This is a genomic window from Vreelandella subterranea (assembly GCF_900111305.1).
Lineage (GTDB): Bacteria > Pseudomonadota > Gammaproteobacteria > Pseudomonadales > Halomonadaceae > Vreelandella > Vreelandella subterranea.
Window position 1 is genome coordinate 399,398 of sequence record NZ_FOGS01000001.1, and the last position, 13,300, is coordinate 412,697.

General features: G+C 59.9%; 11 protein-coding genes. 7 read left to right on the forward strand and 4 right to left on the reverse strand.

What is annotated here, in order from left to right; all coding sequences use genetic code 11:
- Positions 1 to 100 precede the first annotated feature (100 nt).
- The gene (locus BMX75_RS01805; protein ID WP_092824717.1) at positions 101 to 1,957 is read left to right on the forward strand and encodes a methyl-accepting chemotaxis protein; all 1,857 of its coding nucleotides are present in this window, start codon (positions 101 to 103) and stop codon (positions 1,955 to 1,957) included.
- 21 nt (positions 1,958 to 1,978) lie between these two features.
- The gene (locus tag BMX75_RS01810; RefSeq protein ID WP_092824720.1) at positions 1,979 to 4,081 is read left to right on the forward strand and encodes a methyl-accepting chemotaxis protein; all 2,103 of its coding nucleotides are present in this window, start codon (positions 1,979 to 1,981) and stop codon (positions 4,079 to 4,081) included.
- Positions 4,082 to 4,095: 14 nt separating this feature from the next.
- Here BMX75_RS01810 and BMX75_RS01815 read toward each other — a convergent pair whose 3' ends face one another.
- On the reverse strand, positions 4,096 to 5,022 hold the full coding sequence (locus tag BMX75_RS01815) for a LysR family transcriptional regulator (RefSeq protein ID WP_066320815.1): 927 nt from the start codon (positions 5,020 to 5,022) through the stop codon (positions 4,096 to 4,098).
- 175 nt (positions 5,023 to 5,197) lie between these two features.
- Here BMX75_RS01815 and BMX75_RS01820 point away from each other — a divergent pair, with 175 nt between their 5' ends.
- Complete coding sequence (locus BMX75_RS01820) at positions 5,198 to 5,974, forward strand: ferredoxin--NADP reductase (RefSeq protein WP_066320814.1); 777 nt, start codon at positions 5,198 to 5,200, stop codon at positions 5,972 to 5,974.
- 111 nt (positions 5,975 to 6,085) lie between these two features.
- Here BMX75_RS01820 and glnK read toward each other — a convergent pair whose 3' ends face one another.
- From glnK to BMX75_RS01835, 3 genes are all read right to left on the reverse strand, one after another.
- Positions 6,086 to 6,424 carry a P-II family nitrogen regulator gene (gene glnK / locus BMX75_RS01825; protein ID WP_066320813.1) on the reverse strand — a complete coding sequence of 113 codons (339 nt, stop codon included), beginning with the start codon at positions 6,422 to 6,424 and terminating at the stop codon, positions 6,086 to 6,088.
- A 167-nt stretch (positions 6,425 to 6,591) separates the two neighbouring features.
- Positions 6,592 to 7,839, reverse strand: a complete 1,248-nt coding sequence (locus BMX75_RS01830) for an ammonium transporter (protein ID WP_092824722.1) — start codon at positions 7,837 to 7,839, stop codon at positions 6,592 to 6,594.
- 45 nt (positions 7,840 to 7,884) lie between these two features.
- Entirely contained in the window at positions 7,885 to 8,223 is a 339-nt protein-coding gene (locus BMX75_RS01835; RefSeq protein ID WP_027337181.1) for a P-II family nitrogen regulator, read from the reverse strand.
- Positions 8,224 to 8,556: 333 nt separating this feature from the next.
- Here BMX75_RS01835 and BMX75_RS01840 point away from each other — a divergent pair, with 333 nt between their 5' ends.
- The 4 genes from BMX75_RS01840 (at position 8,557) to BMX75_RS01855 (ending at position 13,252) form a co-directional block, all read left to right on the forward strand.
- A complete protein-coding gene (locus BMX75_RS01840; RefSeq protein ID WP_092824724.1) occupies positions 8,557 to 8,919 on the forward strand; it encodes an accessory factor UbiK family protein in 363 nt (120 codons plus the stop codon).
- A gap of 129 nt (positions 8,920 to 9,048) precedes the next feature.
- Complete coding sequence (locus BMX75_RS01845) at positions 9,049 to 10,023, forward strand: AraC family transcriptional regulator (protein ID WP_092824726.1); 975 nt, start codon at positions 9,049 to 9,051, stop codon at positions 10,021 to 10,023.
- A 153-nt stretch (positions 10,024 to 10,176) separates the two neighbouring features.
- Positions 10,177 to 12,231 carry a TonB-dependent siderophore receptor gene (locus tag BMX75_RS01850; RefSeq protein ID WP_245748329.1) on the forward strand — a complete coding sequence of 685 codons (2,055 nt, stop codon included), beginning with the start codon at positions 10,177 to 10,179 and terminating at the stop codon, positions 12,229 to 12,231.
- 136 nt (positions 12,232 to 12,367) lie between these two features.
- Positions 12,368 to 13,252 carry an ABC transporter substrate-binding protein gene (locus tag BMX75_RS01855; RefSeq protein ID WP_092825088.1) on the forward strand — a complete coding sequence of 295 codons (885 nt, stop codon included), beginning with the start codon at positions 12,368 to 12,370 and terminating at the stop codon, positions 13,250 to 13,252.
- The last annotated feature ends 48 nt before the right edge of the window (positions 13,253 to 13,300 follow it).

Below are 13,300 nucleotides of genomic sequence, written 5' to 3' on the forward strand. Positions count from 1 at the left end.
CTAGCTAAAGAAACGGTCGCTCTTGCCGATAGACGTGCGTGATCAATATGACAGGGCGTGGCACCCGCGCCCTGATACGCACTTCGACTTGAGAGCGACCATGTTTGCATCCCTACGCGCCAAACTATTACTCGCAGCCCTAGTGGCGATTGTCCTTGCCCTGGTAATCAATGGCATTGCCAGCTATACCACCGTCAAGCACCACAATACCGAGCAGGTCACCCGCAACCTGAATGCCGTCGTCAATGGGAATACCCTGGCGATTGACGAATGGTTTAACGCCCGATACAACATGCTTGCCAGTATGGATGAGGCAGCCACTAGCGACGCCCCGTTAGCCGCCCTGCGGCAATTAGCCGACTCCGGGGACTTCATGACGGCCTACATGGCCTACCCCGAGACATCTGACGCTGTTTTTTCTGACGGCTGGGAGCCACCGAGTGATTACGACCCACGCCAGCGCCCCTGGTACCTGGATGCTGTCGAGGCCCAGGACACGATTATTACCGCCCCTTACGTGGACGCCCAAACCGGCGGCTTGATCGTGACCTTTGCGCACCCCTACTACCAGAATGGCGAACTGACGGCGGTGGTCGGTGGCGACATTACCATCCAGGATGTCATCGACATCGTCTCGAGCATTGAGCCAACGCCTTCAAGCTTCGGCTTTTTAACCACCGGCGACGGCACGCTGGTCGCGCACCCCAACGCCGAGCTGGCACTGGAGCCATCCACCGCGCTCAGCGACCAGTTGGATGCCGGTTATCTCCAGCAGATTGCCGCCAGCGACGAGCCCCAGGCCCTGACGCTGGAGGGCCGTGAGATGTTGCTGCAAGGTGACGCGGTGGGCGGTAACAGCGATTGGCACCTCATGGTGGCAATGGATGAGCACGAGGCCACCGCCGGGCTACGCGGGATTGCCACCACGTCGATCATTACGCTCCTGATTGTCGCGGCGATAACCGCCATGGTTCTTAGCCTGCTGCTTAAATGGTTACTGCGCCGCCTTTTATCGGCCCGCAATGCGATGAATGACATCGCCTCGGGGGAAGGCGACCTGACCCAGCGCCTGCCGGAAGAGGGTAACGACGAGATCACCCAGATCGCCGCCGCCTTCAACCGCTTTGTGGCCACCATGGACACGGTGTTGCAGGATGTGCGCTCCAGCAGCGAAGCGGTCCACAACGCCGCTACGGAAATCGCCAACGGCGGCCAAGACCTGTCGCGGCGTACTGAAAACACCGCCTCCAGCCTGCAACAGACATCTGCCTCGATGGAGGAAATCACCAGTACGGTCGAGCACACATCGGCGTCCGCCAAGGAAGCCAACCAGCTCTCCCAGGCGGCGTCCGATGTTGCCGGTCGTGGCGGCCAGGCGGTGTCAGAAGTCATCACCACGATGGAAGATATCGCCGAGTCCTCGGGCAAGATTGGCGATATCGTCTCACTGATGAACAACATCGCCTTCCAGACTAACCTGCTGGCACTCAATGCCTCGGTGGAAGCCGCGCGCGCCGGTGAACACGGCCGTGGCTTTGCGGTGGTAGCAGAAGAGGTCCGTAAGCTTGCCCAACGCAGCAATGACGCCGCCAACGACATCAAAAACCTGATCGAAGACGCCCAGGGCAAAGTCCAAAACGGCTCCAAACTGGTGCACAACGCCGGTGAAACCATGGACGAAATCGTCAATAACATCACCCGTGTCACCGACGTGCTCGGCGAAATCACCTCCGCCACGACAGAACAAAGTGACGGTATCGGCCAGGTGAACATTGCGGTGGCTGACCTTGACCGCATGACCCAGGAAAATGCCGCCATGGTGGAAGAGTCGACCACCGCCGCCGAGCAGCTCAAGGACCAGGCCGACCATCTCACCGAGACCATTAGCCGATTCAAGCTGTCGAGTGGTTCAGGTGCGCAAGATAGCCGTCTTCTCACCTCCGCTTCACAGCCGTAGCATAAGAGAGCATTAACAACAATGAAATTCAAATCTGTCCGCACCCTCATTGCTACGCTGGTCGGTGGCTGCATCCTGCTGGTCGTGGCGGCGTTGGTCATCTATTCGGTGATTGCCAACGACCGCTCTCAGGCACTGGTTGAAAAGCAGACAAAGGCGCTGCTCGAACGCAATATTGAAGCACGCCTTGCGGCTACCGCTTCGGCCCAGACCGAAGAAATCAAGGGCGAGCTCGAGCATGCCCTGACGCTTGCCCAAAGCCTGGCGAACACCAATGCCATGCTGGGCCAGGCAGACGACGAGGGTCAGCCTTTGCTGACCATGAGCCGTGATGAGCTGTCGCGGCTTGTGCGTCAGACCGTGGTGGATAATCCTGAACTGCTCGACGCCTTTATTGGCTGGGAGCCCAACGCCTTTGGTAATGATGCGCTCTATACCGGCCGCGAAGATCAAGGCTATGGCCCCGACGGCCGCTTCATGCCGTGGTGGTATCGCACCGAGAGCGGCGATATCGAGGTGCTGGCGCTGGGCAGCGACATGGAAAACCAGGAGCGCGATGCCGATGGCATCCGGCGTGGGGAATATTATCTATGCCCCAAGGAAACGAAGCGTACCTGTGTGGTTGACCCTCACCTCTACGACTACAACGGCGAGTTGTTATTGGTCACGTCGTTCAATGCACCCATTCTGGTCGACGGTGAGTTCCGCGGCAGCGCAGGTGTCGATCTGTCGGTGGAGTTCATTCAAGGGCTGCTGGAAGAGGCCAATCAGTCGCTCTACGACGGCGCGGGAGAAATCGCCCTGGTCGCCTCGCACGGGGCCCTGTCCGCCTACACCAGCGCGCCTGACCTGCTCGGCAAGCAGGCTGGCGACGTGCTGGATGCTGACATCCAGGCCGGTATCGCCCAGGCTCAGGAAGGCGAAAAAGTACGCCGACTGAGCACGGAAAAGGGCATGACCGAGCTTTATTGGCCCTTCTCGATTGATGACAGCGGCAACTACTGGGTGCTGATGATCCGGCTGCCTGAAAGCGCCGTCCTGGCCGGGCTGAATGACCTGCAGACACAGCTGGAAAGCCAGCGCGAGGCCTCGACACTCGGCATGATCGGCATGGGGCTGGTCATCGCCTTTCTGGGCCTGATTGCTAGCTGGCTACTGGGCAGCAGCATCTCGCGCCCGCTGAAGCACCTCGCCAGCCGCATGCAGGCGATCGCTTCAGGCAACGGCGACCTGACCCAACGCCTGCCAGTGCAGGGGCGCGACGAAAGCGCCGCGGTGGCGAAGCAGTTCAATGCCTTTGCCGACAAGATCCAGGCCATCCTGCTCGACGTGCAGCGCAGCAGTGAATCCGTCAATCACGCCGCCAACGAAATCACCCAGGGCGGTCGCGACCTGTCACGGCGTACCGAACAAGCGGCGGCAAGCCTGCAGCAAACGTCGTCCGCCATGGAGGAAATCAGCAGCACCGTGGCGCATACGACCAGCGCCTCGCAGGAAGCCAGCGGCCTGTCCAAAACCGCCTCACAGCTGGCAGGGCGTACCGACGAAGCCTTTGGGCAGGTCGTGACCACCATGGACGACATCCGCACCACATCGGCAGAGATTCAGGATATCGTCAGCGTCATCGACGGGATTGCCTTTCAGACCAATCTACTGGCGTTGAATGCCTCGGTGGAGGCGGCCCGTGCGGGTGAACAGGGCCGTGGCTTTGCCGTAGTGGCCAATGAAGTCCGTCAGTTGGCATCGCGGGCCAGTGACGCGGCCAAGGATATTCGCCAGCGGATCGATACCTCTACCGAAAAGGTGGCAAGCGGCACGCAAATGGTGCGCGACGCCGAGGCCGCGATGCACGAGCTCGCCGAAAGCGTCTCCCGGGTCACCCAGATGCTGGGCGATATCAGCACGGCGGCAGGCGAGCAGAATGACGGTATCAGCCAGGTCAGCATTGCGGTCACCGACCTGGACCAGATGACCCAGCAGAACGCCGCGCTGGTGCAGGAGTCGACCACCGCTGCCGAACAGCTGAAAGACCAGGCCAACTATCTTGCCGAGCTGGTAGGCGGATTCACCTTGGAGGAAGATCGGCACCGGTCGGCATTACCGGCCCCTGAAAAGCACCGTTAAGGAGAAGAGCGCCGTTAAGGAATCGGCGGCATGGGGATGTCATCGCTGCGCTTGGCGTCAGCGGTCATCTCCCGACACAGCCGCAGGAACTCGCGCACCCCGGTGGTGAGGTACTTGTGGCGGTGCCAGATAAAGGTGAACTGGCGTTTGAGATCCAACTCCGGCGTAGGCAGCGGTACCAGGCTGCCCCGCCGGAAGGCATCGCGCAGTGCCAGGCGCGAGACACAGCCGATACCCAGCCCCGACTCCACGGCCCGCTTGATGCCCTCGGTATGCTCGAGCTCCAGCAGCGTATTGAAGCGACTGCGGCGATGACGCGCGGCATGCTCCAGGGTCACCCGCGTCCCCGACCCCTCCTCCCGCATGATCCAGTCCTCCCGCATCAACTGGTCAAGCTCCAGATGCGTCTTGCCCGCCAGCGGATGGCGTGGTGAGCAGAACACGCACAGCTCGTCCTCGACCCACGGCTGGCTGATGATCATATCGTCGTCACACGGCCCTTCGATCAACCCCAGATCCAGCGAGTGCTGGCGAACGCCCTCGATGATATGCCGCGTATTGCGCACCGCCAGACGCACGCGGCTGCCGGGATAGCGCTGCATGAAATCGCTGATCAATAGCGTGGCCAGATAATTGCCGATGGTCAGGGTCGCGCCAACCTCCAGCGACCCCACGCCTTGCTGGCCACGCAGTAATTCCTCCACTTCTTCGGCGCGGTCCAACAGCGCCACCGCCTTGGGCAGCAGTTGGAAGCCCAGGGCATTGAGCTTGAGGCGCTTGCCGATGCGGTCGAGCAACTGACAGTCGAACTGACGCTCCAGCTCGGCAAGCGCCGTACTGGTCGCCGACTGGGACATGGCAAGGGCGCGGGCCGCGTGGGAGACGCTTTCGTGTTGGGCAACGGCAACAAAGACTTCCAACTGACGCAGGGTATAGTGCATGGGGTCTGACCTATCACCAGGACGCTATATCTATTTTAAAGATAAGCGTTATCAAGATTATTGACTTAACAGATATACCATCCATTGCTTAGACTTGCTGGCAACTTGATACCTATTTTTTATTCTTTTTATGCATATCCGTGGCGTTGATGGCGTCACTGACGGAGGAAATGGCATGAGCAAGTTCGCCCTGGAAGACGTACTCAGCGTTCACCACTGGAACGACACCCTGTTCAGCTTCCGCACCACCCGGGAACGCAGCCTGCGCTTCAAGACCGGCCAGTTCGTCATGATAGGCCTGGAAGTCGACGGCAAACCGCTAATGCGCGCTTACTCGATTGCCAGCCCCAACTACGAAGACCACCTCGAGTTCTTCAGCATCAAGGTGCCCGACGGCCCGCTTACGTCACGCCTGCAGCACCTGAAGGTCGGCGATCAGATCATGGTCAGCCGCAAGCCCACCGGCACGCTGGTCACCGATGATCTACTGCCAGGGCGCAACCTGTACATGCTGTCCACCGGTACCGGCCTGGCACCCTTCCTGAGCCTGATCCAGGACCCGGAAGTCTACGAGCGGTTCGAGAAAGTGGTCCTGGTTCACGGCGTGCGTGAAGTCTCGGAACTGGCCTACGCCGACTTTATCACTAAAGAGCTGCCTGCCCACGAGTACCTGGGTGAGGAGATCACTGACAAGCTGGTCTACTACCCCACCGTCACCCGTGAAGAGTTTCACACCATGGGGCGCCTGACCGACCATATCCGCACCGGCAAGCTGTTCGAGGACACCGGGCTTCCGCCCATCGACCCTCGCCAGGATCGCGCAATGATTTGTGGGAGCCCCGCCATGCTCGACGACACCAGCGCGCTGCTCGACGAGCTGGGCCTCAACATCTCGCCGCGCATGGGCGAGCCGGGCGACTACGTTATCGAACGGGCTTTTGTCGAAAAGTAACGCGCTCAACGGGCGACTCGCTCAGCAGCAGACCGCCGAATAAAAACCCCCGCCACTCGTTGCCTAACAGCAGCGCTTGGCGGGGGTTTTCGTGTTCTGGCGCGCGGGGCGTTATACCGCGTCTTTCCCGGTCTCGCCGGTACGGATACGAATCACTTGCTCGAGCGGCATGACGAAAATCTTGCCATCGCCGATCTTGCCGGTATTCGCTACCTGGGTGATCGCCTCGATGACCTGCTCGACCATGTCGTCGTCAACCGCCACTTCGAGCTTCACTTTGGGCAGAAAATCGACCACATATTCAGCGCCCCGGTATAGCTCGGTATGGCCCTTCTGACGACCAAAACCTTTGACTTCGGTGACGGTAATGCCCTGTACGCCAATGTCGGAGAGCGATTCGCGCACGTCATCAAGCTTGAAGGGCTTGATAATGGCAGAGATTAGTTTCATTGCGAGATCCTCTAGCTGGGTAGCCATGGTAATGAAAGATAACAAGCCTAGCGCGCTGCTCGTTATCCGTTACCTATCAGCATACACCGCTACCGGCGCAGAATAAAAAAAGCCTCCCCGAAGGGAGGCCAGTGACGAGCGCTTGTGCTCACCTGATTGGCATTGAATTACTTTTTGACGCCAAATTCAGGGTAGGCTTCAAGACCGCACTCGGCGATATCGACGCCTTCGTACTCATCTTCTTCGCTGACACGAATGCCCATGATGGCCTTCAGAATCAGCCAAACAACCAGGCTGGCAATGAAGACCCAGGCGAAGATGCCCGCGATACCAATCAGCTGTGGGCCGAACGAGGCATCGCCATTGTTCAGCGGCACGGCCAACACGCCCCAGATACCAACGACACCGTGAACGGAGATGGCGCCGACCGGATCGTCCAGTTTCAGTTTATCCAGGGTGACAATGGCGGCCACCACGATCAGACCACCGATCGCACCGATAATCGTCGCGCCCAGCGCAGAAGGCGACAGCGGGTCGGCGGTAATGGCGACCAGGCCAGCCAGCGCGCCGTTGAGCGCCATGGTGAGGTCCGCTTTACGGAACCACAGCTTGGCGAGGATCAGCGCGGCAATCACACCCCCCGCGGCCGCGGCGTTGGTATTCACGAACACCTGCGCCACGTTATTGGCAGAACTGATGTCGGACATCTTCAGCTCGGAGCCGCCGTTAAAGCCGAACCAGCCCATCCACAGGATGAAGGTACCCAGCGTCGCCAGCGGCATGTTGGCACCCGGAATCGCGTGGATGGAACCATCCTTGCCATACTTGCCCTTACGCGGCCCCAGTACGATAACGCCTGCCAACGCGGCTGCCGCACCGGCAAGGTGCACAATGCCCGAACCAGCGTAATCAGAGTAGCCGACTTCGGCTAACCAGCCGCCGCCCCAGGTCCAGTAGCCAGACACCGGATAAATCACGGCAGTCATCACCACGGCAAACGCCAGGAAGGCCCATAGTTTCATGCGCTCGGCGACCGCACCCGAGACGATCGACATGGCGGTTGCAACGAAGACGACCTGGAAGAAGAAGTCGGAACGCATGGAGTAGTAAGGTGCGTCATCGCCACCGGCGGTGACCGCATCCACGCTATTCTCAGCGCCGATCAGGAAGCCCAGATTGGGCAGGAAGCCACCGGCGTTGCCGGAGTACATGATGTAGTAGCCCACCAGCAGGTACATGGTGCAGGCAATCGCAAACAGCGCGATATTCTTGGTGAGAATTTCAGCGGTATTCTTGGAACGCACCAGGCCAGCTTCCAGCATGGAGAAGCCAGCGGCCATCCACAGGACCAGCACACCGCAGATCAGGAAGTAAAACGTATCGAGCGCGTAGCTCAGATCAGTCAACTCATTCATTGTAAGTTCCCCGTTGAACTAAAGAAATGATCCGTAACGTCAGGTTTAAACGGCGTCCGCACCGCGTTCACCCGTCCGAATCCGAATAACGTCCTCAAGCGGCGTGACGAATACCTTGCCGTCGCCGATCTTGCCACTGTTGGCCGCGCTGCAGATCGCATCGAGCACGCTTTCGAGGCGACCGTCGTCGACGGCGACCTCGACTTTTACCTTGGGCAAGAAATCGACCACGTATTCCGCGCCGCGATACAGCTCGGTATGGCCTTTCTGGCGGCCGAAGCCTTTGACTTCAGTGACGGTAATACCCTGAACACCGTTGTCGGCCAGTGCTTCGCGGACGTCGTCGAGCTTGAATGGCTTGATAATGGCGGTGATGAGTTTCATCCCGAATCTCCCCTGCTGGATTAAGGAGCGGCCAAGCCGCCCAAAAAAAGTGCCTGCTCCACTAATGCGCATACCGTGCCATCTGATTTTTTTTACTTATATTTCATTGCTTTAAATGTAATAGAGCAAGGCATGCTGGCGACTCAGGGCCAGCAACACGCGCTAACAAGTCGGCTATTGCACCAAAATTGATCAAAGATAAAACGCAAGCGCCCCACCGTAGGGCATGAACGGGAGGCACAAATTAGCCCAAGAAGCATGCGAATCCCGCCTGGGTTGCGTATCCTGATAATCAGATAGCCGTATCGAGACATTGACCGATAGGAGAAAGCCATGGCGCCTCAAGACCGTATTAGCCGACTCGCCCAGCAAATCGGTGACCGTTTGCAGAACGCTTCACAAGCGCCCGAAGATATCCAGAAGGGGGTTCATCAGGTCGTGCGTGGGGCCTTCGACCGCCTGGAGCTGGTGTCCCGCGAGGACTTCGATATTCTGATGGACGTATTGCAGCGCACCCGCTCACGGGTAGAAGCACTGGAACGCCAGGTCGCAAGCCTGGAAGCCGCGGTGGATGCCCAGGCAGCCGATGCCTCGACGCCCGTCGAAGCCGAGGCACCGCCGCTACCCACAGAGCCCCAGGCGGATTCCGATGACGCCGACACCAAAGGCGATGAAGACCAACCCAAATCGCAATAACTAATGCGAATAAATATCATTGACTATTACTGTGCGCGTGGTAACGTAATTCGCATCCAATGATGCGGGCAATGCATCAATGCCCCATTTTGATGCATTGCCGAATTTCACCGTTACCGTGATGCACGCATGACCACCACCACCTTCGGTCCCCAGGCCAGCCAACCGCTTTACGAGCTAACGCCAGGGACGCTTGCCCAGCTAGGCCAGCGTTTCGGTATTGACTATCGCATTCGCAATGCCCCTGCCGGGGCGAGCGTCGCCACCGGCAGCGTTCGCGATGTCGCCCTGCCTCAAGCCATGCACTTGACGCTTTCCGACCTGTGCGTGAACTGCGCCTATAGCTCGGCCTCCCGCCAGACGGCACCCTGGTTTATCAGCGTGGTACTGGAAGGCCATATCAGCGCCCGCCTGGGCTCCCAACGCATCGAACTAAACGCGGGCGACGGCATGTGCGTCCACTTTACTGCCGAGCAGCCGCTTACGGTTTTCCAACCGGCCCAGGCAAGGCTGCACACGGTAAATCTGGCAGTGCTCGCCACCAACACTCTGGGCCTGCCATCGGTTCCCCCATCACCGGGCTTGTACCCTTGGCGCTTGTCGACCGCCTTCACGCAACTATTACGCGATACCGCCGCCGAGCCGCTGGCCAACTGGCGCCAGCCACTGATCTGGCAAGGCCTGGCCCTCCAACTGCTGGGTGAAGGATTACCGAATTGCGCGCGGCAAGACCCGGCTACACCGCTGGCGGCAAAGGTGCCGCCGGTCATCCCGGCCCGTGACGAGGCGCGCTTGGCCGCCCTCCATACCCGGTTGGCGTCCCATCCCGAGCGCACGTACTGCCTCAGCGACCTGGCAAGAGAAGTGGCGATGAGCCCAAGCAGCCTGCGCCAGAAATTTCGTGCCCGCTATGGCTGCTCAATTTTTGATCACCTGCGCCAATGCCGCCTGGCACGGGCCTATCAAGCCCTGCAACGAGGCATGAGCGTTCAGCAAGCCGCCCACTCTTGTGGCTATCGTCACGCCACCAATTTCGCCACGGCGTTTCGTCGCCGCTTTGGCATCGCCCCTCATGACGTCATTTCACAGCGCGCCCCCAGATGAATTTGGCATTGCGCATAGCCAATTTGGCAGACCGCATACCTACTGCCTGCATTAAAAAGTAACAATTCTCATTACTAGAACTATTAAGGGATCGTTACCATGCCAATTTCAGCTTGCCACTTCCGCCCATCGCTGCTGGTCATTGCCGTCGCCATGGCCAGCAGCGCCCCCTTTGCCGCCGCTCAGGAAGCCCAACTCGACAACCTGGGCACGGTGACCGTCACCGCCCAGCAGGCGGCCACCAAGGTGGAAACGCCGTCGATCGAAACGCCCCAGAGCGTATCGACCATTACCCGCGAAGATATGGACAACCGCGGGGTCAGCACCGTACAGCGGGCGACCGACTACACGCCCGGGGTCTACAGCAACCAGATCGGGGCGTCGAACCGTTTTGACTACCTGGTACTGCGCGGCTTCTCCGATGGCAGCTTGAGCAACACCTTCCTTGACGGCCTGAAACTCATCGGCGATACCAACTCGCATAGCTCCCTGCGGGTCGACCCCTGGTTTCTGGACAGCATTGAAGTGGTCAAGGGCCCCGCCTCGGTACTCTACGGCCAGGCCTCGCCAGGGGGCGTGGTGGCACTTAACAGCAAGCGCCCCGAGTTCCAGTCCGGCGGCGAGCTACGTTTTCGTGTGGGCAATAATAATCAGCGTAGCGCCGCCTTTGACCTGACCGGCCCACTCGGAGAAGAACAGCGCGTCGCTTACCGCCTGGTAGGCATTGCCAGCGCCGCCGATACCCAGTTTGGCCCGACAGAGGAGGAACGCTACGCCATTGCCCCCTCGCTGACCTGGGATATCAGCGACGCCACCAGCCTGACGCTGGACGCCTACCTGCAGGAAGAACCCGAAGGCGGCTACCATTCCGGCGTGCCTTACGAAGGCGCCGTCGTTCCGCGCAACGGGCGCAAGATCAGCAATAACTTCTTCGACGGCGAGGAAGACTACGAGGCCTATGAGCGCACCCAGCGCATGGTGGGCTATGCCCTGGAACATCGTTTCAATGACGACTGGACCGCGCGCCAGCAGCTGCGCTACCTCAATTCGGATGTCACCTTGAATCAGGTCTATGGCTTTGGCTGGACGTCACCCACATCCAATGAACTGGCGCGCTACTACTCCGGCAGCGAAGAATCGCTCGACGCCTGGACAGTGGATAACCAGATTGAAGCCAACCTTAACGATGGCCTTATGGACCACACCGTGCTGGTCGGGGTCGACTATCAGCAGCGCGACAACGACGTCAGCTGGCCATCAGGCGCATTTCCCTCGCTGGATGCGTTCAACCCGACGTATGGCGCAGAGCCTACGGCGATGTATGCACCGACCAACGAACGCCACGAACTGGAGCAGACCGGCGTCTACCTGCAAGACCAGATTGCCCTCGATAACTGGCGCTTCACCCTGGGCGGACGCTACGACTGGGTCGACATCGACAATACCAACCAGGATACCGGCCAATCGAGCACCCTCGATGACACCCAATTCAGCGGCCGGGCCGGGGCCGTCTACCTGTTCGACAACGGCGTTGCCCCCTACCTGAGTTACTCCACGGCCTTCACCCCCACCAGCTTTGTGGATGCCGACGGCGACCTGCTGGCCCCCATGGAAGGCGAACAGTGGGAAACCGGGGTGAAATACCAGCCCAACGATGGCGCCAGCCAGTACAGCGCCGCCGTGTTCCACATCAGCCAGGAAAACGTGGCCACCAAGGAACAGCCCACCGACCCTTACCGCGCAGTGGGTGAAATCGAGTCCCAGGGCATCGAGCTGGAGGCGCGTACCCAACTCACTGAGGCGCTGTCGCTGCAGGCCGGGTACAGCTTCACCGACATTACCTACGCCAAGAGCGATGACGGCAACGAGGGCAATGATGCAATTTATTCGCCGCGTCACCAGGTTCAGTTGTGGGCACAGTATGCGTTTAACGACGGCTGGCTGAGCGGTGCCGACATTGGCGCAGGTGTACGCCACTACGCCGACATTGCCGCCGACCGTGCCAATACCGAAACCGTACCCGATTACACCCTGGTCGACGCCACGCTCGGCTACGATCTTGGCGAGGCCGGTATGCCGGGCGTCGAGACCCGCCTCAACGTCAGCAACCTGCTGGATGAAGAGTACGTCGCCTCGTGCAACTCGCTCGAGTACTGCTACTTCGGCGCCGAGCGCGGCATTACCGCCAGCGTGCATTTTCGGTTTTAATGTTGGCGTTTTAACGTCGGCGGCTTTAAATCAGGCACGTCAGCACCGCGCCCAGGCACTCGCCTGGGCGTTTTGTTTGCAAACAATAAATATTATCGTTTAAATGCAGGCCTTATTTTCCATTGAAGTCGTCATGATGCGCTGCTCCGCTGTGTCTTCCCTGTTCACTCGTATTGGCCTGGTCGTCATGTGCCTGCTCGGCGGCTCGCCCGCCCAGGCGCAACTGGCCACCATCGACTGGACGGTGGCTGAAACCTTGATTGCCCTGGACGCCCCCATTGTCGGTGGCGCCCAAAAACAGGCCTACCATGAATGGGTGGGGGAACCACGGCTGCCCGGCGAAACCGCCGACCTGGGCCTGCGCAGCCAGCCCAACATGGAGCTGCTGGCAAAGATGCAACCCGAGCGGACCCTGATATCGCCCATGTTTGCCGGGTTAACGCCGCGTTTGGAGCGCATCGCCCCCGTCACCTCTGTCGAGCTTTACACACCTGGCAGCGACACCTGGGAAGAAATGCAAAGCATCACCAAGCAGATAGGCGAACTGGCGGACCGCGCACCTCAAGCGGCGCAACTGATCGAGCAGACGCATGCACTGATGGCCCAGCTGCGTGACGAACGACCCGACACGGCGCCGCTGTTGATGATCCAGTTTATGGATGCCCGCCACGTGCGCGTGTTCGGTGATAACAGCCTCTATAACGCTGTGCTGGAACAGCTTGATCTGCCCAACGCCTGGGATCAGGAGACCAACGCCTGGGGCTTTGCGCTGGTCGGCGTTGAAGAGCTGGCTCGCTATCCCGAGGCCACCCTGGTGATCGTCGACCCACTGCCCACCGGGGTCGAGGCGCAACTCGCGGAAAGCGGCCTGTGGCAGCAGCTATCCAGCGTCAAGAACGACCGACTTTTACGCCTGCCGCCGGTATGGAGCTTTGGCGCACTGCCCTCGGCGCAGCGCTTCGCCAGGGAGCTGGTCGCCGCGCTGGAAGACGCGCCCCAGGAAACGCTAAGTCCAGAGTGAGCGCGGGCTGTGCCGCACCGCGCATCTGGCTACTCACCCTCTGATAAA